Raw genomic sequence first — 22,786 nt, 5'->3', positions numbered from 1 at the left:
TCTTCCTCCATCGGAGCGCAATCTATTATGTGGCGTTGTTTCGATGCTCTGGCCCCGCGGGCGTCGCAGCGCGCGCCCGTGGTGGCAATTGTCCGCCGGGTGGTGGCTCCAGGCGAACGGCCTTAACGGTGGTCGGCAGGGTCCGGAACTGCGCATCGGGCAGCAGCAACCCACACGGCAACAGCCATAACCGGAGAAAGTTTAGCTGAATTCAGGCGCCGCCGCCGCCCCAAAAACCACTACTAAGGCGCTGAAAAGACGCGTCAACTTTCTATCATCGCGGCCAGCCGCTGCCCCGGCGGCACCATGGGCAGCACATTTTCCGCTTTGTCCACCCAGACATCCACCAAGGTGGGTCCGGATTCTGCCAAAGCTTGCTCAATGATTTCCCGCAATTTCGACGGCAGGCGCACCCGGTACGTCGACAGGCGTGGATAGACGGCCGCGAGCGCGGTCAGGTTCGGCAGTTGGCGGCGGCAGTTCTGGTCCAGCGTCGTGCAGTCCGCATCGCAGTCCCATTGCCGGGCGAGGCAGGTCTCGTGGTGATGGCCATCGTCCATCATGTCCTCCCACTGCCGCACCATGCCGAGGTAGCTGTTGTTCAGCACGAACATCTTGAGCGGGATGCGGTTCGCGACCACCGTCGCCAGCTCCTGCATGTTCATCTGGAAGCTACCGTCGCCGTCCACGAGCACCACGGGTTGGTCCGGGTTGCCGTACCAGGCACCGATGGCGGCGGGCAGCCCGTAGCCCATGGTGCCGAGCCCACCCGAGCTGATCCACTGCCGCGGCCGGCTGAAGCGGTAGTACTGCGCCGCCCACATCTGGTGCTGGCCGACGCCCGTGACAACGGTGGCCTGGCCACCGGTGAGCGCCGAGATGGCCTCGATCACCGCCTGCGGCTTGATGTATTGGCCCTCGCCGTAGGGCAGCGGCAGTTGCTCGCGCCAAGCCCGCACCCGCGTCATCCAAGCCGCGTGGCGCGCGCTGCCCCCGGTGGCGAGCGCGTAGTCGAGAAACCGCCCCAGCGGCGCCACCAGCGGCAGATCGCACTTGACGATCTTGTCGATCTCGCTCGGATCGATGTCCACATGCGCGATGCGCTTGCCGTCGGCGAAGCCGCGCACCGCGACCCGATCGTCGAAGCGCCCGCCCAGGGTCAGGATCAGATCGGCCTCGCGCAGCGCATAGTTGGCCGGCACGCTGCCGTGCATGCCGGGCATGCCGAGGCTGTACGGCAGCGCCAGCGGCACGGCACCGAGCGCGTTGAAGGTGGTCGTGACGGGCACGTCGAAGCGCTCGGCCAGGGCACACAGTGCCGTTGCGGCCTCGGCGTGAATGATGCCGCCGCCGGCCTTGATGACCGGGCGCTCGGCCTCGGCGAGGGCGCCGAGGATCGCGTCGGCCTGCGCCGTATCGAAGGGCACCGCGACCCGATGGCGCTTGCGCGGCGGGTTCGCCTGCGTGCGGGTGGCGAGCTGCACGTCCTTGCAGATGTCCACCACCACCGGTCCCGGCCGGCCGCTGCCGGCGAGCACGAAGGCCTCGCGCAGCATCCATTCCAGGTCGGCGACGTCCTTGACCAGGTAGTTGTGCTTGGAGATGGGGCGCGTCACGCCCACCGTGTCCACCTCCTGGAAGGCGTCGCTGCCGATGGCCAGGCTCGGCACCTGCCCGGTGATGAACACGGTCGGGATCGAGTCCTTGTGGGCGTCGGCGATGGGCGTGGTCAGGTTGGTCGCCCCGGGCCCGGAGGTGGCCAGCGCCACGCCCACCCGCCCGCAGGCGCGCGCGTAGCCCTCGGCCGCATGGCCGGCGCCCGGCTCCTGCCGGCACATGATGACCTTCGGCGCCGGCTCGCCCCGGCGCAGGCGCTTGTTCAGCTCGACGTGCACCGGAATGACCGCGCCGCCCGTGTGCGCGAAGACGACCTCGACGCCGACCTCGCGCAGCACATCGAACAGGATGGCGGCGCCGGTGCGGGGCGGTGGCTCGGGCTGGCTCGTGCTCATGCGGGGTGCGTGGCTTTGCGGGTCGATTGGGGCATGATAAGCGGCCAAGCCCGTCGCGCCATGATGCGCGCCAACACCTTGGCAGACAGCGTGCCGACGGGCATCCCCCCGTCCGGCGCTCCAGCACCGCATGCCGTACCCGGACCACGCCATGGCCAACCCCATCAACCGCTGGTGGCAGCGCCGCCGCCTGGAGCAGGCCCGCGCCGACATCGACCCAGCGCTGTGGCCCACGGTGCAGGCGCGGCTGCCGCTGCTCGACGGGCTCGATGCCGCGCAGAGCGAGCGACTGCGGGACCTCGCCGCGCTGTTTCTGCGGCGCAAGGCCTTCGAGACGGCGCGCGGTGCGGTGCTCGACGAGCCGACCCGCATGGAGCTTGCGCTGCAGGCCTGCCTGCCGGTGCTAGAGCTCGGGCTCGACTGGTACCGCGGCTGGCACGCGCTGATCCTGTATCCGGACGAGTTCGTACCCGCCCGCGAGGTCATGGACGAGGCCGGCCTGGTGTGGATCGACGACGAGCCGAAGAGCGGCGAGGCCTGGGAACAGGGGCCGGTGATCCTGTCGCTCACCGATGCGCTCGCCGGACGCCGGCGCGACGGCTACAACGTCGTCATCCACGAGCTCGCGCACAAGCTCGACCTCCTGGACGGCGCCGCCAACGGCCGTCCGCCGCTGCACGCGGACATGGACGGCAGCGCCTGGGCGGCGGCGTTTGCACGCGCCTACGCCGGGCTCTGCCGCCAGGCGGACGCGACGGCGGACCTCTGCGTGATCGACCCCTATGGCGCCACGTCGCCAGCGGAGTTCTTCGCCGTCGTCAGCGAGAGCTTCTTCGAGCTGCCGCATCGGCTGCGTGGGGCCTATCCGCCGGTCTATGCGCAGCTCGCGGCCTTCTACCGCCAGGACCCGGCGCTGCGCCTGCGTCCCGTCAGCGGCCGGTGAGCGTCAGGCGATTCTGCTGATCGTCGATGGTCATCTGGTAGCGCCCGAGCACGCTCATGCCGAGCAGCCCGGCATTGCCGAGCTTCTCGTCGTCAAGAAAGGCCACCGCCACGTCCGTGACCTGCTGCGCGCCGAGCCAGACAGCCGGCAGCACGCCGGTTTGCGCCTCCGTCAGCCCGTTGGCGGTTTGCACCTGGCGCTCGTCGAGGGCAGCGGGGTCCATGCCGAGCGCCGCGATCATCGACGCAGGCAGCACCAGCGTATCGGCACCGGTATCGATCAGGAGCACCCGTGCAAGGCGCCGGCCGGCGACGCCCTCCAGCGCCACCCGCACCGAATGCTGACTGCCGTTGCGGATGGTGGGGAGCTCGATGGGGGCATCCGGCGGCGGCCCGCCGTCCACGGTCACTTGAGGCATGGGCTGCGCCCCCGGGGCAGCGGCGCCGAGGACGATGACCCTATCGATGCCGCCGCGACCGTTCTGCACGATGATGTGATCGAAGCCCTCCAGCAGCAGCCGCAGGCGTGGGAATAGATCCTCGCCCTCCGCGCGGGCCGTGCTGTCGGCAAGGTGCTCGTCGCCGGTAACCGTGAAGCCGTGCAGCGCCGCGAGGCGAGAAAGCTCCGCGGCCAGCTCCACGCGCGTCGCGCCGGCCAGGGCAGGCCCGTGCGCGAGCAACACCGAGAGCAGACCCGCAGCGACGCGGCCCCGGGGACAGCAGCGACCAAAGCGCATTGAACACCCACCCGTGCAGAGCAATCCGATCAGGAACCGTTCAGAAACAACAGCGCGACAAACACTTATCTCCGCCAATCCCGGATCGAGATCGGGATCGAAATCGAAATCGAGATTCCGCCCCGGACCCCATCACGCTCAAGCGAAACCGGAGCTCGAAACGCCTCTGTCGTGCCATGTCGGTCGCTCGTCGCCGATTTCGATACCGATTTCGATTGCGATTTCGTAGCCCAACGCTAGGTTCCGCCGCGACGAGCTGCGGAGCTTATCAATGCCGGCCGTCGGCAACCAGGCACCCGACCGCCGCGCAGCGTTGCTAGACTGTCGGGAACCGTCCCTCCGGAGATACGCCCTGCGCATGCTCAGGAACGCAACCAAGCTCAACCCGGACGACACCGACGACGCGGCCATTTTCAGACAACGCGCAGAGATGTTCATCGGTGCCGTGCCGATGGCGCTGCTCGCGGTCGTCATCAACGCGAGCGTGCTCGCGTGGTTTCTGCACGGCACCGCACCGCCGGCGACACTCGCCACCTGGCTCACCGCCATGGGCCTGCTGAGTCTGGCGCGCTGGCTCGACGCCCGCGCCGCCCGCGATGCGGCGCCGCACCCGGCGCGGCTGCGCCGTCATCTGCGCCGCGCCCAGGCGGGGCTGCTCGCCTCCGGCGCGCTCTGGGGCATGACCAGCCTGGTTCTATTCCCCGCGGACGACGTCGCGCGCCAGGCGATGTTGACGGTGGTCCTGGCGGGCATCGCCGCCGGCTCCGTCACGACCTTTTCCGTGTTCCTGCGCACGACTTGGGCGCTGCTCGCGCTGACGCTGGTGCCGCTGTTCTCACGCATGCTGTTGCAGCAGACCGAGGTCGGGTACGCCATCGCGCTGCTGACGCTGCTGTACTTCGTGCTGATGCTGAGCACCGCACGCCGCTTCCAGCGCACCCTCATCGACAGCCTGCGCGTGGCCCACGCCCGCGAGCGTGCCGAGGCGACGGCGGTCCAGCACGCCTACTACGACATGCTGACCACGCTGCCGAACCGCCGCCTGCTGTGCGACCGGCTGCAACTGGACCTCGTCCGCCATGCCCAGAACAGCCAGGCCGGCGCGCTGCTGCTGCTGGACATCGACCGCTTCCAGCGCATTAACAGCTCCTTTGGCCACGCGGCCGGCAATCACCTGATTCAGGGCGTCGCCGCCCGCATCAATGACCTGCTCGGCGGCCGCTACACCATTGCCCGCATCGACGGCGACCGCTTCGCCATCGTGCTGACGGAGCTCGGCGACGCCAACCCTGCCGCGGCCAACCGCGCCCGGCAGTGGGCGGAGAACCTGCGCCGCGTGCTGGCGATGCCGCTGGAGCTGGATGCCCGCGAGATCCAGCTTAGCGTCAGCATCGGCATCGCGCTCTTCCCCGGCGACGGCGACACACCGGACGAGCTGCTGCGCGCGGCCGAATCCGCGCTGACCCAGGCCAAAGCGGCCGGCCGCGACTGCACCCGCTTCTATCTGCCGCAGATGCAGGCGGCGGCGATGGCGCGCATGGAGTTGGAGGGTGCACTCCGGCGCACGCTCAGAGCCGGTGCGCTGGAGCTGTACTACCAACCGCAGTGCGACCGCCACGGCCGCATCCTCAGCGCCGAGGCCCTGCTGCGCTGGCCTAGCGACGACGACGCCGGGATGGTCGCGAGCCCGAGCGTGTTCGTGCCCATGGCCGAGGACAGCGGCCTGATCCATGAGCTCGGCGAATGGGTCATCAGCGAGGCGATGCGCGACATCAAGACCCTGGACCGGGAGGCGGGACCGTTGCGCCCGCAGCGGATCGCACTGAACGTGAGCCCGATCCAGTTCCGCCAGGCGGACTTCGCCGGCACCCTCGCGAGCCGCCTGCTCGCCGATCACCTGGACCCACAGCGCTTGGAGCTCGAGATCACCGAGCACGTGCTGGTGGCGGACTTCCAGGACATTGCGCGCAAGATGACGCGGCTGCGCGAGCTCGGCGTGCACTTCTCGGTGGACGACTTCGGCACCGGCTACTCGTCGCTCAGCTATTTGAAGCGCCTGCCGCTCGATGCGCTCAAGATCGACCGCTCCTTCGTGCGCGATGTCACCAAAGACAGATCGGATGCCACCATCGTCGAGACCATCATCGACATGGCGCACCGGCTTGGGCTGCGGGTCATCGCCGAGGGCGTGGACAAGCCCGAGGTCAAGGCCTTCCTCGAGCAGCGCGGCTGCGATCGCTACCAGGGCTTTCTGCTCTACCGGCCCATGCCGCTGGCAGCGCTCATCGCCACGCTTCGCGATCAGGGGCGCGCTGCTGGTTAGAAGAAGGGGCTGGGGGCTAGGGGCTAGGGGCCAGGGGCTAGCGAGGCAGAGCCTCAGACCGACCAGGGCACGGCGCCTCTGACCAAGGGCCAGGGGCCGAGGGCCGAGGCGGGCTCCCTTGGTCCTCGGCCCTCGGCCCTTTTGCCTGCAAGCGCCTTGTTGTCGTGAAACGTGACTCATCTGCAAACGTTTGGCGCCGTCAAGCAATCTAGGGGCTAGTATCGCTATCGACATCGAACCGATCCGGACGCACCCGAAGGGCCTAGGGCCTGGGGACCCCTCCTCGGCCCTCGGCCCTCGGCCCTTCTGCCCTGCTAGCCGCTGCGATGGCCTGCTCCGCCGAGCTCGCGAGGCGAAAGCCGGTGCTACCGAGGCGCTCCTCCGGCAGGGAGTCGAGGCGAAAATCCGCCCGCGCGAAGCCGCGGTTGACCCGCCAGGAGCCGCCGCGAATCACGCCGGTGTTGGCCGGCGCCGGGCCCGCGTAGTCGAAGCCACTGCGGCACCACTCCCAGATATTGCCGGCGAGGTCGCAGACGCCCTGCCGGCTTGCGCCCTGCGGATACAGGCCGACCGCGAGCGTGCGGCCGATGCCGGCCTCGTCGGTATTCGCGTGCCCGGGCAGCCAGTCCGGCCCCCAGGGATACAGAAAGTCCTCCCGCGCGCTCTGCGCGGCCCACTGCCATTCCCACTCGTCGGGCAGCCGGACCTCGTCCCCGAGCCGGCGCGTGAGCCAGCGGCAGAAGGCCGTCGCATCCCGGCGCGACACCTGCGTCACCGGATAGTTGGCGCGCTGCTGCACGTCCCAGGCGTGGCTCGGCGGCGGCACCCGCCCGTTCGACCAGCAGCGCGGGTCGCGGTAGCCGTCCGGTGCGGTGAGAAAGGCCTGGAACTGCGCCTGCGTCACCGGAAAGGCGGCGATGGCGAAGGACGCCAAGCTCACCGCGCGCCGGCCTGCGAGCATCACGGTCCCGGCCGGGAGCGCACACCAGCGCGGCGCCGGCACGCCGGCCGGCGGCAGCACGCCGGGCCGCGGATCGCCGATGTGCGCAAGCCGCAGCCCGATGTCCTCGCGACGCGCGGAGCCGACGGCGGGCTGCGCCAGCTCGGCGATGAGGCGGCTCGGCTCCGGCGCCAGAAAATCCGCCAGGTGGGCGTCCTGCTCCAGCGCCGCGAGCAACCCTGCCTCCGCAAGCAACGCCCGTGCGGGCTCCAGTTGCTCGTGCGGCCAACGCTGCTCGCCGCCGCGGCCGGCATGGCGCCATGCGTCGCAGGCGGCCTCGATCCGCACGCGCAGATGCTCCGCGTCGCGGCGGCGCTCCAGCCACTGCGCCAGCGCCGGCCAGACCCTGAGCAAGCCCTGGTGCGCCAGCGCGATGTCGCCGTCGCCCGCGCCCGCGCCCGCATCGAGGCGCCGCAACAGCGGCGGCGCGGCGCCGAGCAGCGCGGCGATGAGCCGCCGCGCTGCCGGGTCCGCCTGCCAGTGCGCCAATGCCACCGGCCGGCAGCAGGCCGGCGCCCCCGTCGGGCACAGGACCACGAGCGGTGCCAGCACCCGCGGCAGCGCGGCGACCGCCTCGGCATCCAGCGCCACCAGCGCGGCGTCGGAGCTCGCGCTAAAGGGGTCGGGTAGGGACGGAAGCGCGACCTCGCCGCCGGCGAGCACGGCTTGGTACAGCGCCGGCGCGCGCGCCGCGAGATGGAGCAGCGGCAAGGGCGCGGCCGCCGCCTCCGCGGCCAGTGCCCGCACCGCGGCTGCGGGCCGCCGCACCGCCGGCGCACCCGAGCGCGTCGGCAGCGGCGCGGCGAGCATCCAGGCCAGCAGGTCAGCGGACGGCGCGGCCAGGGTCACGATGCGTCCGGCTTCGATGGCGGCGCAGAGCGCGGGCTCCGCCAGGCAGGCCCCGAGCGCCTCGGCAGACAGGCAGACGACAACATCGAAGCCTGGCAACGCGGCCAGCGCGCCCAGCGCCCGCAGCACCGCGCTCGCACCCGCGTCGGCGCCGCCGAGCAGTTGCTCCAGCCCATCCGCGACGATCAGCACAGGCTCCGGCGGGGCGGGGACGGCCGCGAGCAGGTTCGAGAGGGCCGGCTCGCCCGCTGCCAAAGCCAGCGCGAGGTCCGGCGCCGCAAGCCCGCTCGCCGCGAGCGCCGGCTGCAACGCCGCCGCGAGCGCCGCAACATCCGCGCCCGCGCCGCAGCCCGGCGCAAACAGGGCCGCCGGCCCCGCGCGCGCCGCCAGAATGCCGGCGTGCAGCAGCGAGGTCTTGCCGCTCGCCGGCGGCCCGGTCAACAGCACCGGCAACGGCAACGGCTCCGCGAGCAGACGGCGCAGGCGCCGGCAGGCCTGGCCGTGGCCGAAAAAGCGCCCCGCCTCCTCGGCACGAAAGGGCCGGAGACCCGGATACGGACAGCCGAGCGCCGGCAATGCGCCAGCCGATGGCCGGGGCATGGCCTGCAGCGCCCGCGGCAACAGGTGCCCGGCGCCGAGATCCTGCACGCTCGCCGCCACCACCCGGGCGGCCTCGGGCAGGGTCGGATCAGCGAGGAGGTCATGAATGAACGCCGCGGCGCGCTCCGCCGCCATCGTCGACGCGCGGGCATCGGCATCGGGAAGGCACCCGAGCTGGCAAGCCACATCGGCCGCGAAGGCGGCGCGCGCCTGCGGCACGGCCCAGAATGGGAGCCGCGTGAGCCAGTCCGAGCCGGTGGTATCGGAGGCAGCCATGACCGTATTGCGCACCGCCGCCCGAGCGGGCGTCAAGCCCCATGGACGCACCCGCCGCCCCCAGCCGGCACGCCCTGCACCCCCGTGGGGGACAGCAGGGGCAGCCGGGCGCGCTCGACAGCAAGGCCTTGCGTTCAACACAAGGCCATTGCTAAGCTTCGCAGCTTTCTCGCGCAGCCCCGTTTTCGGGGCGGTCATCGGGAGCCTGCCCCAGTCCCGGGGCGTGGCGGAGAAATCGTCAAGCTCGCCGAGGGCGGCCCACGCAGGACCGGGGCCGCCTTTTTCGTTTTTCGGCTCCAGACAACGGGTTTCGGGCGTATGACAGACCACGCGGACCACCTGATGGCCACCTACCGCCGGCTCCCGGTGAGCTTCGAGCGCGGCGAGGGGGCTTGGCTGTGGTCCACGGACGGCACACGCTATCTCGACGCGCTGTCCGGCATCGCCGTCTGCGGCCTGGGCCACGCGCACCCCGGCGTGCGCGACGCCCTCTGCGAGCAGGCCGGGCGCCTGCTGCATGTCTCGAACCTCTATCACATCCCGGCCCAGGAGACCTTGGGCGAGCGCCTCTGTGCCGCCGCCGGCATGGACAGCGCCTTCTTTTGCAATTCCGGCGCCGAGGCGAACGAGGCGGCCATCAAGCTCGCGCGCCTGTACGGCAGCGGTCGCGGCGTGCAACGCCCGGACATCGTGGTCATGGAGCAGAGCTTCCACGGTCGCACGCTCGCCACGCTGAGCGCCACGGGCAACCGCAAGGCGCAGGCCGGCTTCGAGCCGCTCGTGTCCGGCTTCGTGCGCGTGCCTTACAACGACCTCGCCGCGGTCGAGACCGCCGCAGCCAACCGCGCCGCCATCGTCGCGGTGCTGGTGGAGCCGATTCAGGGCGAAGGCGGCGTCATCGTGCCGGATGCGGGCTATCTCGCGGGCCTGCGCGAGCTCTGCGACCGTCACGGCTGGCTCTTGATGTGCGATGAGGTGCAGTCCGGCATGGGCCGCACCGGCAAGCTCTTCGCGCACCAGCACGAGGGCGTCGCGCCGGACGTGCTGACGCTGGCCAAGGGGCTCGGCAACGGCGTGCCCATCGGCGCCTGCCTGGCGCGCGGCGCCGCCGCCGAGGTGCTGGTCCCGGGCAGCCACGGCTCTACCTTCGGCGGCAACCCGCTCGCCTGCCGGGCGGCCCTGGCCGTGCTCGATGCGCTGGCCGAAGACGCCCTGCCCGCACGTGCCGCCGAGCTGGGTGAGCGCATCCAGATCGGTCTGCGCGACGGGCTCGCGGACGCCGCCGGCGTCGTCGCCGTGCGCGGGCGCGGCCTCATGATCGGCCTGGAGCTGGACCGACCCTGCGCGCAACTGGTGGCCGCCGCCCTAGCCGAAGGGGTGCTCCTCAACGTCACCGCCGAGCGCGTGGTTCGGCTGCTGCCGCCGCTCATCATCGACGACGCCCAAGCCGAGCAGATCATCAGTACCGTGGTGCGCATCGTGCGCGCCTTTCTCGGGCAGGCCGAACACTCGCATGCCGCCTGAGCGGCTCCGCGCACGCGGCCTGTCAGCCCCATGATGTCCAGTGCAGCCTCGGCGTTGACGGCTCGAAACGAGCCCCGGGGCGCGCGCACTACAGGGAGGCCGCCATGCCTGAGCCCCGCCATTTTCTGACCCTGCTCGATCTCACCGCCGCCGAGGCGCGCGCTTTGCTCAAGCGCGCCATCGTGCTGAAACAGATGCGCGCGGACGGCGTCGACTACCGCCCGCTCAAGCATCGCACGCTGGCGATGGTGTTCGAGAAGTCCTCGACGCGCACGCGGGTGTCGTTCGAGGCGGGCATGGTGCAGTTCGGCGGGCATGCGCTGTTCCTGTCGCCGCGCGACACCCAGCTCGGCCGCGGCGAGCCCATCGAGGATAGCGCCCGCGTGCTCTCGCGCATGGTGGACGCGGTGATGATCCGCACCTTCGACCACGACAAGGTCGAGCGCTTCGCGGCGCATTCGCGCGTGCCGGTCATCAACGGCCTCACCGACCGCTTCCATCCCTGCCAGCTCCTCGCGGACATGCAGACCTATCTGGAGCACCGCGGCGACATCGCCGGGCGGCGCGTCACCTTCATCGGCGACGGCAACAACATGTGCCATTCGTACATGAACGCGGCACGGCTGTTCGACTTCGAGCTCATGGTCGCCTGCCCCGAGGGCTTCGACCCCGACGCGGACCTGCTCGCCGCCGCCGGCGAGCGCTGCACCGTGCTGCGCGACCCGCTCGCAGCGGCCGTCGGCGCCGACCTCATCGTCACCGACGTCTGGGCAAGCATGGGCCAGGAGAGCGAGCAGGACGACCGCGCCACCGCCTTCGCACACTACTGCGTCGACGAGGCGCTGATGGCCCGCGCCAAACCCGATGCGCTCTTCATGCACTGCCTGCCCGCGCACCGCGGCGAAGAGGTCAGCGCCGGTGTCATCGACGGCCCGCAGTCCGTCGTCTGGGACGAGGCCGAAAACCGCCTGCACGCGCAGAAGGCGCTGTTGGAGCTGCTCCTACTCGGCGGCGCGGCGGCTTAGCCCCCGGTATACGCCGACTTCAGGCGGCGCGGCGCCGCGAAACGCGCCCGCGCTATACTCCGGGCTTGATTTCGATCCCGTCGGAGCTTGGAGCCAGTGCCATGCAGCCCAATACGGCCCCCGTCGGCAGCGACGCCTCGCCCCACGGCTGGCGCGAGGTTCCGGTTCGGTACCCGGACGGCACGCTCGGCTATCGCGAGCAGCCGCTGGCGCCCGACGCCTTTCTCGACCCGCAGGAGGGCGACCACTTGATCCAAGGGACGGAGCACGAGTTCTGTGTCCACGACCTTGCGGTCAGGCTTCGCCATCACTTCCGCAACGATCCGACCCGGGCGGTCTACAGCGACGTCAAGATGAAATGGGGCATCGCCGGGCTCAAGGAGCCGGCCCCGGACATCGCCGTGATCCCGGACATCCGCGACCGCGACCGCCCCCGCAATTCCTTCCGCGTGCCGAGCGAGGGCACCCGACCGAGCCTGATCATCGAGGTGGTCTCGCCCTACCAGGACGGCGACGAGACCGAGAAGGTCGAGATCTACCGCCGCGCCGGGATCAGCGAGTATCTGATCCTGAAGACCTTCGAGCCGGTGGGCGTCGTCGGCTACTCGATCCAGGGCTACCGCCTGATCGGCGGCGGCTACCGCCCCCTGCGGCCCGATGCCCGGGGCCTGCTGCGCAGCCGCACGACCGGGCTCGACTTCGGCACCGAGCCCGACCACCGCGGTGTGGTCATCGTCGATGCCGCGAGCGGCGAGACGCTGTTGGACGCCGCGGCCCTGGAGGACCTTTGGCGGCAGGAGGCGGCGCTGCGGTGGCAGGCAGAGCAGGCGCGCCAGCAGGAAGCGGTGCTTCGGCAGGCGGCCGATGCGCGAGCCGACCGCTATGCTCGGCGCCTGCGAGAGCTCGGCATCGATCCCGACACCACCTGATCGGCCGCGAGACTTGGTGGGACGCTTACAGGCGATATCTGCCGTCCACTCGCGACACCGCTCCCCGCAGTGTTGCGCATCTCCGGGCGCTCCGCGCCCCGGTTGCGGCCACCCGGTGCCGGGGCCTTACGCGGAACGTAAATCACGGAACTGCCGGCGACCCCGGTCGCTGGTTTTCACTCGCCCAGCGAAGCTTGGGAAGGACTGCAGGAGCGCACGGTCGGCCCACAGGCAGCGGGCTCTCAGCGAAACTTCCAGATGCGGTAGTGCACCCGGCCGGTGGCCGCGTCTTCGGCGAGCCAGCGGCCGTTCTCGAAGGGCAGGCGCGCGTTGCGGTACTCGCGACACCTGAGCGTCGCGTCGTCGAGGGAAAGCCCCTCCAGCGCAAGCTTCGGGTTGAAGTAGGCCAGGAGCGGGCCGCAATCCGCCGGCCGGTAGTCGGCGGCGAAGCGGGGCGTCAGCTCGCGACTGGGCAGCAGCCGGAGCCAGGCGTCGTAGGCGCCGATGATGCTGCCGCCGTCGGCCTCAATCTGCACGAGATCCAGCGGCGTCTCGAAGGCGTCCTTGTAGACCTTCTTCGGCTGCGGCGCAGTGGGGTCGTCGCTGCGGGCACAGGCGACAAGGAACAGCGCGGCAGCGAGCGTCGCGCCCGTGGCCAGGCGTGTTCGGCGACGTACTGTGTTTGGGGAAGGATCGGTCATCAACCGGTGCGGGTCAGCGGTGCGGGTCGCACGCGCGGCGAGCGGCATTCGACAGAGGCCTCGGCCAGCGCTACTCGGCACCGGGCGCAGGCCTAGCGGCGAGTAGCGCGCCGGGCAGGCAGTATGCGCCCGCGTCCTGCAGCGCGGCAACGCCACAGGCGGCGGCGCCGTCCACAAGCTCGCGCCAGTCGTGGTGGACGGCCACCGGGTCCATGAGGTCGAGCACCGTCCAGCCCGCCTTGGGCCAGGCGTCGCGCGGCGCCGCCTTGGCCGCCAGCGGCAGCCGATACATCAGCGTGTCCGCGTTTGCCTCCACCACGACGCCGCCGAAGCGCTCCGCGAGCCGCCGCATGGGCTGGTTGTGACGCAGCACCTCGCAATGGCAGGCGCTGATGCCGCGCGGTCGCGCCTGACGGAGCAGCGCCTTGAGCAGCGCGTCGCCCAGACCGAGCCCGCGGGCGTCGTCGGCCAGTGCGATGGCCAGATCCGCCGTGCCGTGCGCGCCGGGAAACCGCAGGCAGCGGACAGCCCCGAGGAGCTCCGCCTCACGGCCGCTGGCAGTCAGCGCTAGGGCGCCGAGGGCCAGGTGATCCCAGCCGTCCGGTGCCGAGAAATAGGCGATCTCGGCGGCGCTCAAATGCCGCTTTGCCGCGAAGAAGCGAGCATGGCGGGCAGCGTCCGACATGCGCGCGAAGCAGCCGTCTAAGCGCTCGCCGTCACCCGAACGCAGGCGGCGGATGCGGCAGCGCCGACCATCGCCGAGCCGTTGGGGCTCGCCTTGGGCGAGGCCGCCCAGGTCGATGACGCCACCGCTGCGGTGCTGGGGTACGACAGGACTATTTAACGAGGTACTCAAGCCGGTCCTCAACAGCTACCAGCAGCGCAACGAAGCCGCCGCTCAGAACCGCGGACGCAATGCCCGCGATGGACAGTAGATCGAAACTCATGTCAGCCTCCGAGATTTGGGTTCGCATAGCGAGCGGTTCAACCTCGCAATGCTGCATCGCAGCACGACGCCTCGCCGACTCGTGACGATTGCCATGTTCCGGAAAAGCCGTTAACCGAGTGTTTCGATAAGGCTCCACTTTGCAACAAGTTGTGACACAGAGACATCGATGATGTTGCGGGGGCACAACAGGGCAGTGTGCACGGCACGCGCCACCAAATGCTTGCAGATGAGTCAAGTTTCACGGCGACAAAGCGCTTGCAGGCAAAAGCGCCGAGGGCCAAGGGCCAAGGACGACCTCCTCGGCCCTCGGCCCTTGGTTCGCTTCTTGAGGCTCTGCCTCGCTCGGTTTGGGTTTCCTGACCAAGCACGGCGCGAGACCGAGTCTGTCCAGTGCGCACGCTTGTTGCCGCTTGCTTCCCTGAACGGCAGCGGCACGGACCATGCCGGGCCTGCTGCCGGGCGGGAGACTGCCCACTGCCTCGGGCGGTGCCGCCGCCGATGCGCGGCAACGGGCAGCCCACCGTCGCAAGGTCTGAGGCGATTCGCTACACTTGCCCGTTTGCCGCACCGCCCCAGGTGGATATTTGCCCATGCGCTTTGAAGTCAGCCCGGAGGAGATCAAGCGCGCGAAAGTGCCGCACGAGGTCTTCCTCACCAACCTGATCGGCAATCACATCCTGATGGCGGTGGCCGCCGGCGGCGTCGCCGGCAGTTTTCCGTGGGTCATGGCGGTGATCCCAGCCGTGTCCTTCGCGATGCTGGGCTATACGCTGTGGCGGGCCCGGCGCAGCGTCGGCCGCGACCCCTGGTACGTGATGTGTCACTGGCAGGTATGCGCGCGCCGCAGCCGGCTCTTCATCCTGATGCTGACGCTGTTGTTGGTCGCCATTGCCCTGGCCTGGGCGGCGCACGTCTACGGTGGGTTGATGAAGGAGGCGACCATTGCGCTCGTCGTCGGCGTCGGCGTCCTGCCGGTGATGGTGACGGTGCTGGTGCTGGTCATCGTCGAGTCCGACTCCCTCTATCACGCCAATCAGGCCAAGCTGCCGCGCTGGGTCGTCGAGCGCTTTCCGAATCCGGATGCCGTCGTCATCGAACACGACGCGCCCGCCCCGGCGGGCCATCACTGACGGCGGATCAATGCTCGCGGTGTGACGCAAACGAGATGCGGTCCAGCACCCCCATCAGCAGCGCCGACACGACGAAGGTCAGGTGCATGATCACGTACCAAAGCAGCATCTGCGGGTCCATCTGCGGCAGGTTCATGAAGGCGCCGAGCAGGTGGATGGACGAGATGGCGACGATGGAGATCGCCACCTTCAGCTTCAGCGTGCCGGCGTCGAGCTTGCCGAGCCAGCCGAGCTTGGCGGTGTCTGCGTCGATATCGAGCTTGGAGACGAAGTTCTCGTAGCCGGCGAACATCACCATGACCACAAGGCTCGCCACCAGCGCGAGATCGACGAGCGCCAGCGCGCTCAGGATCAGGTCCTTCTCGGAGATGGCCGTGATGTGCGTCACCACGTGCCAGGTCTCCTGGAAGAACTTGATGCCGAGGGCAAGCAGGATCAGCGCCATGCCCAGATAAATGGGCGCGAGAATCCAGCGCGTGGCGAACAGCAGGCGCTCGAACAGGCGTTCCAATGGTTTGATCTCCGTTGGGGTTGCACGCAGCGACCCGCGCGCGGCGTGCTGTGCGTTGGGGGAAGGTTGCACATGGCGGGCGGCGCGCAGCCGCGACGCATCAGAACCAGATACCGACGCCGCCGCCGCTCCAGCCACTGCCGCCGCCGACCCCGACGCTGATCCAGGGGCGCACGTTCGCGCCGCCGTAGCGCGTGTCGCGCTCCGGCCAGAGGGTAGGTGCCGCGTCCTCCAGCACCGGGAAGCGATACTCCGCCTCGCCGATGCGGCCCTCTGCGATGTCGATGATGCGCCCGCTCCCGGTAATGCGCTGTCCGGGGCTAATACCCGCGGTTTCCAGATAGCCCGGCCGGCGGATGATAAAGCGCCCGCGGGCGGGCTCGCCGAGCAGCGGGCGCCCGCAGTCGTCGAGCGGATAGGCGAGCACCTCCAGGTCCGTCGCGTCGGCCAGGTTGCGCGTGGACACGAGCGTGCCGCCCCAGGTGATGGCGGTGCCGATCCGGCCCTCGCCGATGACGGCGCGCTCAGGCGTCAGGCTCCGATCGCCCACCGGCTGCCGACACGCCCCGCTGCCGGTGCTCGCGCAGCCCGCGGCCAGCACCGACGCCAGTGCGGCGACGGCGAACAAGCCCAGCCGATGTGATTGCATGTCGCTCGACTCCTTGGGTTGAAAGGCGCGGACCCGGAGCGCCGGGGCCGATGACTCGCGGGCTGCGAAACACGGCATTCTAGCGCGCCCCGGGGCCGGGGGCCTGCCGCTGCCGCGCGCTGGCGCCGTCACAAGATCGCAACCCGCGCACACGCGGGCCGGGAGATCATGCCCCCTCGCCCGCCGCATCGGTGATCCCACCACATGCCCCTCGACTCCCCGATCCTGTCCGCTCTGCTGTTCGGCCTCATCAGCGCCGCGACCCTGCCCGTCGGCGCGGCGGTGGGCGTACTCTGGCAGCCGCCGGACCGGGTCATGGCCTTCCTGCTCGCCTTCGGCGCCGGCGCGCTGCTCGCGGCGCTGACCATCGACCTGATTGCGCCCGGCGTGGACCGCGGCCACTTCGCGGACCTCGCCGCCGGCGCCGCCCTCGGCGGCGTCGCCTTCAAGCTCCTCGACTGGGCCGTGAATCGCCAGGGCGGCTATCTGCGCAAGCCCTCTACGGCCATCACCTTCTGGCGCAATCTCGTGCGGCGGCGTCTAAAGCGTGTGCTCCGCGGCATGCGCCGCACGCGCCCGCTCGGCGATCTGCCGCCAGCGACGCTCGACCGCCTGCTCGGCATCGTGCAGGTCCAGGACGTGCCGGCGCACTGCTGCCTGTACCGCGCCGGGGACCCGCCGGGCAACATCTATGTGATTCTGGAAGGCGCGGTGGAGCTCTCCGAACCCGCCGCCGGCGGGCGCGTGTTCGAGCGGCTCGGGCCGCACGACACCTTCGGGCGCATGAGCTTTCTGGCCGGCCTGCCGCGGGCCACCGAGGCGCACACGGGAGCCGACACCAAGCTGTTGTTGATCCCGCGTGCACCGCTGCTGGCGCTGGCGGCAGAGAGCCCAGAGCTGCGCGGCGTGCTGCGCGACCTGCTTTGCGACGACGAACTGTCCACCTACCTCGCGGAGCGCCACGGCCTGGAGCGCGCCGCCATCGACGCCTGGCGCGCCGACGCGCTGGAGGAGCTCGACACCGAAGGCCGCTACGACCCGCCCATCGCGCCCCCGACCATCCCCGAGGAGCCGGTCGAGCTAATGCGCGACGAGCCCAGGCTCGGCTTCTTTCCGGGGCTCTCGGAGCCGACGCTGCAGCGCATCGCCGCACGGCTCGTACACAAGAATGCGCCGGACGGCTACAACTTCTATTCCCGCGGCCAAGAGGCGGATCGGCTCTACCTGCTTCGCCGCGGCACCGTGTATTTGTTCGACGCGGACGAGCGCAGCCGCCGCCCGCAGGTGGTGACGGCCGGCGAAGGCTTCGGCGGCTTTGCCTTCTTTACCGAGGGGCCGCATGCGGTCACCGCCGTCGCCCACGACGACGTGGACGTCTCGGTGCTGCGCCGGCGGGATTTCGAGCAACTGCTACAAGAGCTGCCGGAGCTGCGGGCGCGGCTCGCGGACTACCTCCAGCGCAACCCCGTGCGCGCCTACCTGACGGAGCGCCAGCACCTAGAGGCGCGCCGCGCCGCCGCCTGGATGGAGCGTGCCGCGAAGCGCGTCGCCGGCGGCCAGCTCATGCCGTCCGTGACGGAAATGACCCGCCACGTGGCGGACCACCGCGGCGCGGCCGTGGCCATGTTCCTCGGCATGACGCTCGACGGCATCCCGGAGTCCTTCGTCATCGGCGCCAACGTGCTGATCACCGGCGGCATCAGCCTATCGCTGCTCGGCGGGCTCTTCCTCGCCAACCTCCCCGAGGCGCTCTCCAGCGCCGCCGGCATGAAGGCCCAGGGTCTCAAGGTGCCGCGGATACTCGCCATGTGGACCAGCCTGATGCTGCTCACCGGCATCGGCGCCGCGGTGGGCGCCGTGCTGCTCGCCGACGCCTCCCCGGCGCTCTTCGCGTTCATCGAAGGCCTCGCCGCCGGCGCCATGCTCACCATGGTGGCCGAGACCATGCTGCCCGAGGCCTTCCACAAGGGCGGCGGCGTGGTGGGCCTGTCGACGCTGGCCGGGTTTCTGCTGGCGATCTACTTCAACACCTTGTGACGTTGGGGCTAGGTCGCCTGCTTGGGGCTCCGTGAAGTGGACTCCATGTCCAGAACAGTTTTCTCCCGAGTTTAAGCTGCACTGGTTGCTTCCAATGCAGCGCCCTGGCGCTGCCCCGGCTCGGCCGCGGACTCGTCCCCGGCGGAGCCGATGATGCGCGCAACGATGCAGTTGGCGACCAGGCAATCGCGCACCATCGGATGGCGCAGGATCAGAATCCACTGGGTCGAGTACAGATTCCGCTCTGCCGTATGGGCACCGGCGAAATAGCCGAAGGCCAACTCGCCGATGTCGAGCAGCAGCGGGCCCGCGGTCACGTCCTCGTCGTAGTAGTGCTTCAGGAAGCGGAAGCAATGGCTTTCGATGGAGAGAAAAAGGAGAAAGAAAGGGGGCCTCGATCATCGTGCCGGCCACATCGCCTGCCGCACGCAAGCGGTTCGCACAGCGGACACTACTGCGCTGGGATCGCCGGCTTTCCAGCCGGCTCGCCGCCGACGCGGCGGACCGGGATCGCCGGCTTTCCAGCCCGCTCGCCGCCAGCGCGGCTCGATGCCGCGTCGGCGGCGTCCGGGCCGATCAGAGAGCACATGCGCGCTCGTCCGGCCGGCCGCGCGGCATGGGCAACCGCCCGGCTCCCGCGCCGCAGATCGCGCGCCGGGGGCATCGAGCCCCCGGCACGCGAAGCCGGCTGAAAGCCGGCGCTCCCAGTCGGCGCCGGCGCGGTCTCGATCCCGCTTGTCGGGCATACCTCAGTTTGAGAGTTTGCAGATGAGTCAAGTGTACGACGACACCTGGGGGAAGGGCCGAGGGCCGAGGGCCGAGGGCCGAGGGAGCCATCCTCGGCCCTCGGCCCTACAGCCGCCGCGCTCCGTAGCAGCCCCCGCGCGCTGGTCGGAGTGATGATCAAGGCCAAAAGGGGTCACGAGAAAAAGCAAGAAAAAGGGTCAGACCCGAATGGCGCTAACTTAAAGAGCCGACTTTCTAAGAATCAGTAACTTATGCCCATCCCGCGTCGCGAAACCGCGAGATTGTAGGACGCTCAGGGAGAGGAGTCGGGCGGAAACCCTGCCGGGGCCGGCCTGCCGCTAGAGTTTCCTACCCCGCAAGTATCTGATTGGTATAGGCAAACGGCTTAAGTTAGCGCCATTCGGGTCAGACCCCTATTTCTCTCTATTTCTCTCTATTTCTCTCCGTGAGGCATGAGGCTCATCGGCCGGGGTGGCACCGCGCCATGGCCGTTAGCCGAGGACGCGTTCAATCAACGAGCTGGGGGAATGAATGGTGACGCCCGCAAAGGTCTTACCATAGCCGGCGCCAAAGTGCGTGCGATCACCCGTCACGAGCGCGTCGCAACCCAACGCGATCGCCGCCGCGAGCACGGGCCGATCTTTGTCTGGCAGCCAGTCGAGCACCTTCGCGGGTGCATTGCCGTACATGCGTGTCGCGACACTGAGCTCCTGCGTCAACGCTTCGAGCGCATCCAGGGCCTCCGGTCCTTTCGCGGCGAGATTGCGGCGCGCTTCGGCCAACACGTAGGTGTCAGCCACGCACTTGTGCCCGCCTTGGAGCAGTAACCGGACCATGCGCCGCACTGCGCCATCGGACTTGGCGGCGGAGAACAGGATGTTGGCGTCGAGGAAGACCTGCAAAGCACCGCACTCGCTGATGGCCGCGCGCGGCTAGTTGGGCGAGCGTCCGCGCGCGGGCGACGTGCGGTCCTCCAACAGGGCGGCGAGATCGGCTTCAGCCTCGTCGAACTCCCGCTCACGCTCTAGCGTGTAGACCTCCAGAGGCAAGGTCACTGCCGGCCGCAGTAGGAGTCCCTCGGGAGTGGTCTCCGCGATCAACTGGTCATCCGCCTTGAGGCCAAGCGCACGCCGGAGCTTAACCGGCAGGGTGACCACACCGCGACTAGTGATGGTTAGGGTGGCTTTCATGCTCGGCAGAATAGCAGAAGAACCGCATTTCAAGCACTGCGCCCCTGCCTTTGCTGTTTGCGGTACTGCATCGGCGTCATGCCGAAGCGCAGCCGGAAGGCGGTGGCCAAGTCGCCGGGGCGTTTGAAGCCGACGGCATCGGCGAGCTGTTGGACCTGCAGGTCGAGAAAAAGCGAGAAACAGGGGTCAGACCCGAATGGCGCTAACTTAAAGAGCCGACTTTTTAAGAATCAGTAACTTCTGCCCATCCCGCGTCGCGAAACCGCGAGATTGTAGGACGCTCAGGGAGAGGAGTCGGGCGGAAACGGCGCCGAGGGCGGTTTCCCGATCGAGTTTCCTGCCCCGCAAATATCTGATTGGTATGGACAAGCGGCTTAAGTTAGCGCCATTCGAGCCTGGCCCCTTTTCCCTTGCTTTTCCCTGCCTTTTCCCCATTTCCGTTTTCCGCCCTTTTCCGCCTCGCGAGGCCGCTTGGAACGACGATTACCGCGCTACGGTGATCTTCGGCTGATGGTTTTTATGCGCTCGCCCTGTCCGGCCCCGCAGCCGTTGTGCAAGGCAGCAGTAGTCATGCCACACCATTGGCGCTTGCCGCATGTCTTCCTGGACAACCGCCGCGACAGTCGGAGCTCGATGAGATGACCGCCCAACGTCTTGACCGCATCACGATCACTCCAGAGCAGATGGCAGGCGAGCCCTGCTTGCGGTCACTGCGCATCCCGGTCGCGACCGTCGTCGGCATGGTGGCCGACGGAATGCCCGAGTCCCAGATCCTCGCCGCCTACCCCGATTTAGAGGCGGAAGATATCCGCCAAGCACTCATGTTCGCAGCCGAGGCGGTTCGTGAGCGCGAGCTTCCTTTGCTGTCAGGAACGTGAAGCTCCTGATCGACAACGCCCTGTCGCCGGCGATTGCCGCGCGCCTAGCAGAGGCCGGGCACGATGCGATCCATGTACGAGAGATCGACATGGCGACAGCGACGGACGAGCGCATCTTTGCCCGCGCGGCGGCAGAACAGCGGATTCTGGTATCCGCCGACACGGACTTCGGAACCTTGCTTGCGGCGTCTGAAACAAACCGCCCCTCCTATATTCTTTTTCGTCGCAGGACAGGTCATTGGCCAGAGCAACAAGCGGCCCTACTGCTGCTGAGCCTGCCCGGCATCAAGGCTGATCTGGCGGAGGGCGCGATGGTGGTCTTCGACGAAACGCGCATTCGGGTGCGCCAATTGCCGATTTGATTCAGCTCAACGCTTGGCGCCAAAACCAATCACGCTCCCGGCACCATCCGCTCGCGGATGCGCTCCAGTGCGGCTCCTCCTGGCGCCGCACCATGACCGCCCGGCCGAGCCCGAGCAATCGCGTCAGATAGCGCCCGAATAACCGCTCGGGCATCCCGTACAAGGCCCGGCAGCGCTGTCGCCGGGGTTCGCTCGCTCACCCCAGCCTACCTGCTGCGCGCCCCGTCTCGGCCCACTGGATAGGGGCAGGGGAGGCTTGCGCCTCCCCTCCCTCCGAACCGTGCGTGCGGTTCTCCCGCACACGGCTCTCCGGTCGGTTGTTGCCTCATCGGGATTGGCGCGCCCGGGCATGGGCTGCGGTCATGGTGAACAGCCCGTGGTGAGCGAAGAAGGCATTCGGCCAGCGCCGATACTTGCCTCCTTTGACCCCGAAGACCCAAGGCCGCCAACATCCGCTCGCTCCACACCGATGGCTCCACACCGATGGCTCCACCCACGTCCACGTCTGTGGATCATGAGGATCGTATGCTTGTTTAGCCGTCTCCGGCACTGACGCACTCGGCATCTCGCCTCCATCTTCATGGCATTCACGGATCAACCTTCCTGCCCACCTTCGCTCGGCGCGGCTTTGCTCTCCGCGCGTCTCGTCCGCTCCAGATCAACCCTCGGCGGGGGCTGCCCCCCAGGCATCCTCAGGACCGGCGTCTCCGCCAGGTCTGCCCTTGGCCGTCCAGTTGCGAACCTGCACTACTATGCGGGCTCTGACTCCTGCCAACGCTCACCGGCGCCGACAGGTCTCCCCGTTTACTTCGCACTGCCGTCCGATCGTTCCGCCCCCAACCACGTGATGCGCACGTCGGTCGTTTGCTCTCGCCAATCTCAACGCCGCCGTCGACTTTCGGGCTTCGCCACACGCTCGCAGGCTCGCCGCAACACCCCGCCGAATCGGGTTCGTCAACCTACGGACCGATCGTTCGCCTCCGGTTACTCCCCACCCCGCCTCGCGACGACGCAGTTACCTTCGGCTACCGGGCCTTGGCATACCCGGACACGGACTTACACCGTGCTGACAATGCGCCCTCACGGGCGTACGAGCGCCGGCTTTCCAGCCGGCTCGCCGTCGGCGCGGCTCGATGCCGCGCCGGCGGCGGCAGGCTGGTTCTGGCAAAACGGCCTTGATCATCATTCCGGCCAAGCGACGGGCATGGCAGGGGGCCGAAGGAATGCGCCTGTTGTCCCGCGCCATCAACGCAGCCACTGGCGCGACGACACTCTCTCTGGTGACACCGCTCCCGCGGTGTCACCGCCTCCCGGCGCTCCGCGCCCACCCGCCGCGCTCGCTGTCCCAAGGTCGCTGCCGACCTCGTCGCCCCGTTACACCCCGCGGGGCGCAGAGCGCCGAAGAGCTCGTGACA

The 22,786-nt window shown here is 69.2% G+C and carries 21 protein-coding genes; 10 read left to right on the top strand and 11 right to left on the bottom strand.

Going from position 1 to position 22,786, the window contains the following annotated elements:
- Positions 1 to 263: 263 nt before the first annotated feature.
- Positions 264 to 2,012, bottom strand: a complete 1,749-nt coding sequence (gene ilvB / locus ML01_RS05200) for a biosynthetic-type acetolactate synthase large subunit (RefSeq protein ID WP_058554348.1) — start codon at positions 2,010 to 2,012, stop codon at positions 264 to 266.
- A 151-nt stretch (positions 2,013 to 2,163) separates the two neighbouring features.
- Between ilvB and ML01_RS05195 the strand changes: the two genes are divergently transcribed.
- Positions 2,164 to 2,955, top strand: a complete 792-nt coding sequence (locus ML01_RS05195) for a zinc-dependent peptidase (protein WP_058554476.1) — start codon at positions 2,164 to 2,166, stop codon at positions 2,953 to 2,955.
- On the opposite strand, the gene ML01_RS05190 is transcribed toward ML01_RS05195, so the two are convergent.
- Positions 2,942 to 3,637 carry a TIGR02281 family clan AA aspartic protease gene (locus ML01_RS05190; protein WP_216819111.1) on the bottom strand — a complete coding sequence of 232 codons (696 nt, stop codon included), beginning with the start codon at positions 3,635 to 3,637 and terminating at the stop codon, positions 2,942 to 2,944. The two genes, ML01_RS05195 and ML01_RS05190, sit on opposite strands and share 14 nt — an antisense overlap.
- 412 nt (positions 3,638 to 4,049) lie before the next feature.
- On the opposite strand from ML01_RS05190, the gene ML01_RS05185 reads away from it, so the two are divergent.
- Positions 4,050 to 6,014 (top strand): bifunctional diguanylate cyclase/phosphodiesterase, encoded by a 1,965-nt coding sequence (locus ML01_RS05185; protein ID WP_058554346.1) that lies wholly within the window; start codon positions 4,050 to 4,052, stop codon positions 6,012 to 6,014.
- 262 nt (positions 6,015 to 6,276) lie between these two features.
- On the opposite strand, the gene ML01_RS05180 is transcribed toward ML01_RS05185, so the two are convergent.
- Complete coding sequence (locus tag ML01_RS05180; RefSeq protein ID WP_058554345.1) at positions 6,277 to 8,739, bottom strand: SUMF1/EgtB/PvdO family nonheme iron enzyme; 2,463 nt, start codon at positions 8,737 to 8,739, stop codon at positions 6,277 to 6,279.
- A 342-nt stretch (positions 8,740 to 9,081) separates the two neighbouring features.
- On the opposite strand from ML01_RS05180, the gene ML01_RS05175 reads away from it, so the two are divergent.
- The 3 genes from ML01_RS05175 (at position 9,082) to ML01_RS05165 (ending at position 12,217) form a co-directional block, all read left to right on the top strand.
- A complete protein-coding gene (locus ML01_RS05175) occupies positions 9,082 to 10,263 on the top strand; it encodes an aspartate aminotransferase family protein (protein WP_082673993.1) in 1,182 nt (393 codons plus the stop codon).
- 104 nt (positions 10,264 to 10,367) lie between these two features.
- Complete coding sequence (argF, locus tag ML01_RS05170) at positions 10,368 to 11,288, top strand: ornithine carbamoyltransferase (protein ID WP_058554343.1); 921 nt, start codon at positions 10,368 to 10,370, stop codon at positions 11,286 to 11,288.
- 101 nt (positions 11,289 to 11,389) lie between these two features.
- Positions 11,390 to 12,217, top strand: coding sequence for a Uma2 family endonuclease (locus ML01_RS05165; protein WP_058554342.1), 828 nt, complete (start codon positions 11,390 to 11,392; stop codon positions 12,215 to 12,217).
- Between the two features lie 242 nt (positions 12,218 to 12,459).
- Here the strand turns inward: ML01_RS05165 and ML01_RS05160 are convergent, their stop codons facing one another.
- Positions 12,460 to 12,918, bottom strand: coding sequence for a hypothetical protein (locus ML01_RS05160; protein WP_156427567.1), 459 nt, complete (start codon positions 12,916 to 12,918; stop codon positions 12,460 to 12,462).
- A gap of 70 nt (positions 12,919 to 12,988) precedes the next feature.
- Positions 12,989 to 13,774, bottom strand: a complete 786-nt coding sequence (locus ML01_RS05155; RefSeq protein WP_162267968.1) for a GNAT family N-acetyltransferase — start codon at positions 13,772 to 13,774, stop codon at positions 12,989 to 12,991.
- 683 nt (positions 13,775 to 14,457) lie between these two features.
- On the opposite strand from ML01_RS05155, the gene ML01_RS05150 reads away from it, so the two are divergent.
- On the top strand, positions 14,458 to 14,997 hold the full coding sequence (locus ML01_RS05150; RefSeq protein WP_058554339.1) for a hypothetical protein: 540 nt from the start codon (positions 14,458 to 14,460) through the stop codon (positions 14,995 to 14,997).
- 7 nt (positions 14,998 to 15,004) lie between these two features.
- Here ML01_RS05150 and ML01_RS05145 read toward each other — a convergent pair whose 3' ends face one another.
- Together ML01_RS05145 and ML01_RS05140 are read right to left on the bottom strand one after the other, a co-directional pair.
- Entirely contained in the window at positions 15,005 to 15,508 is a 504-nt protein-coding gene (locus ML01_RS05145; protein WP_058554338.1) for a TIGR00645 family protein, read from the bottom strand.
- Between the two features lie 100 nt (positions 15,509 to 15,608).
- Positions 15,609 to 16,157: a Slp family lipoprotein gene (locus tag ML01_RS05140; RefSeq protein ID WP_058554337.1), complete on the bottom strand. Its 549-nt coding sequence runs from the start codon at positions 16,155 to 16,157 to the stop codon at positions 15,609 to 15,611.
- 204 nt (positions 16,158 to 16,361) lie between these two features.
- Here ML01_RS05140 and ML01_RS05135 point away from each other — a divergent pair, with 204 nt between their 5' ends.
- Entirely contained in the window at positions 16,362 to 18,194 is a 1,833-nt protein-coding gene (locus ML01_RS05135; protein ID WP_058554336.1) for a cyclic nucleotide-binding domain-containing protein, read from the top strand.
- A 71-nt stretch (positions 18,195 to 18,265) separates the two neighbouring features.
- On the opposite strand, the gene ML01_RS05130 is transcribed toward ML01_RS05135, so the two are convergent.
- The 4 genes from ML01_RS05130 to ML01_RS05120 form a co-directional block, all read right to left on the bottom strand.
- Positions 18,266 to 18,511: a hypothetical protein gene (locus tag ML01_RS05130; RefSeq protein ID WP_058554335.1), complete on the bottom strand. Its 246-nt coding sequence runs from the start codon at positions 18,509 to 18,511 to the stop codon at positions 18,266 to 18,268.
- 134 nt (positions 18,512 to 18,645) lie between these two features.
- Positions 18,646 to 18,783, bottom strand: coding sequence for a hypothetical protein (locus tag ML01_RS28400; protein WP_156427566.1), 138 nt, complete (start codon positions 18,781 to 18,783; stop codon positions 18,646 to 18,648).
- Between the two features lie 649 nt (positions 18,784 to 19,432).
- A complete protein-coding gene (locus tag ML01_RS05125) occupies positions 19,433 to 19,843 on the bottom strand; it encodes a putative toxin-antitoxin system toxin component, PIN family (protein ID WP_058554334.1) in 411 nt (136 codons plus the stop codon).
- 30 nt (positions 19,844 to 19,873) lie between these two features.
- The gene (locus ML01_RS05120; protein ID WP_058554333.1) at positions 19,874 to 20,131 is read right to left on the bottom strand and encodes an AbrB/MazE/SpoVT family DNA-binding domain-containing protein; all 258 of its coding nucleotides are present in this window, start codon (positions 20,129 to 20,131) and stop codon (positions 19,874 to 19,876) included.
- Positions 20,132 to 20,181: 50 nt separating this feature from the next.
- Here ML01_RS05120 and ML01_RS29515 point away from each other — a divergent pair, with 50 nt between their 5' ends.
- From ML01_RS29515 to ML01_RS05110, 3 genes are all read left to right on the top strand, one after another.
- A complete protein-coding gene (locus tag ML01_RS29515; protein WP_162267967.1) occupies positions 20,182 to 20,337 on the top strand; it encodes a hypothetical protein in 156 nt (51 codons plus the stop codon).
- 432 nt (positions 20,338 to 20,769) lie between these two features.
- Positions 20,770 to 21,009: a DUF433 domain-containing protein gene (locus ML01_RS05115; protein WP_058554332.1), complete on the top strand. Its 240-nt coding sequence runs from the start codon at positions 20,770 to 20,772 to the stop codon at positions 21,007 to 21,009.
- Complete coding sequence (locus ML01_RS05110) at positions 21,006 to 21,371, top strand: DUF5615 family PIN-like protein (protein ID WP_058554331.1); 366 nt, start codon at positions 21,006 to 21,008, stop codon at positions 21,369 to 21,371. The genes ML01_RS05115 and ML01_RS05110 overlap by 4 nt, the downstream gene beginning before the upstream one ends.
- The last annotated feature ends 1,415 nt before the right edge of the window (positions 21,372 to 22,786 follow it).

It is taken from the genome of Thiohalocapsa sp. ML1, assembly GCF_001469165.1.
In the GTDB taxonomy this organism is placed as follows: domain Bacteria; phylum Pseudomonadota; class Gammaproteobacteria; order Chromatiales; family Chromatiaceae; genus Thiohalocapsa.
The sequence above is the reverse complement of the archived record's forward strand: the minus strand, read 5'-3'. Positions and strand labels throughout refer to the sequence as shown.

Coding starts and splice junctions, on each gene's coding strand:
- ML01_RS05175 (WP_082673993.1), top strand. CDS start 9,082: ATGGCCACCTACCGCCGGCTCCCGGTGAGCTTCGAGCGCGGCGAGGGG.
- ML01_RS05120 (WP_058554333.1), bottom strand. CDS start 20,131: ATGAAAGCCACCCTAACCATCACTAGTCGCGGTGTGGTCACCCTGCCG.
- ML01_RS05150 (WP_058554339.1), top strand. CDS start 14,458: ATGCGCTTTGAAGTCAGCCCGGAGGAGATCAAGCGCGCGAAAGTGCCG.
- ML01_RS05135 (WP_058554336.1), top strand. CDS start 16,362: ATGCCCCTCGACTCCCCGATCCTGTCCGCTCTGCTGTTCGGCCTCATC.
- ML01_RS05180 (WP_058554345.1), bottom strand. CDS start 8,739: ATGGCTGCCTCCGATACCACCGGCTCGGACTGGCTCACGCGGCTCCCA.
- ML01_RS05185 (WP_058554346.1), top strand. CDS start 4,050: ATGCTCAGGAACGCAACCAAGCTCAACCCGGACGACACCGACGACGCG.
- ilvB (WP_058554348.1), bottom strand. CDS start 2,012: ATGAGCACGAGCCAGCCCGAGCCACCGCCCCGCACCGGCGCCGCCATC.
- ML01_RS05160 (WP_156427567.1), bottom strand. CDS start 12,918: ATGACCGATCCTTCCCCAAACACAGTACGTCGCCGAACACGCCTGGCC.
- ML01_RS05165 (WP_058554342.1), top strand. CDS start 11,390: ATGCAGCCCAATACGGCCCCCGTCGGCAGCGACGCCTCGCCCCACGGC.
- ML01_RS05140 (WP_058554337.1), bottom strand. CDS start 16,157: ATGCAATCACATCGGCTGGGCTTGTTCGCCGTCGCCGCACTGGCGTCG.
- ML01_RS05195 (WP_058554476.1), top strand. CDS start 2,164: ATGGCCAACCCCATCAACCGCTGGTGGCAGCGCCGCCGCCTGGAGCAG.
- argF (WP_058554343.1), top strand. CDS start 10,368: ATGCCTGAGCCCCGCCATTTTCTGACCCTGCTCGATCTCACCGCCGCC.
- ML01_RS28400 (WP_156427566.1), bottom strand. CDS start 18,783: ATGTGCTCTCTGATCGGCCCGGACGCCGCCGACGCGGCATCGAGCCGC.
- ML01_RS05115 (WP_058554332.1), top strand. CDS start 20,770: ATGACCGCCCAACGTCTTGACCGCATCACGATCACTCCAGAGCAGATG.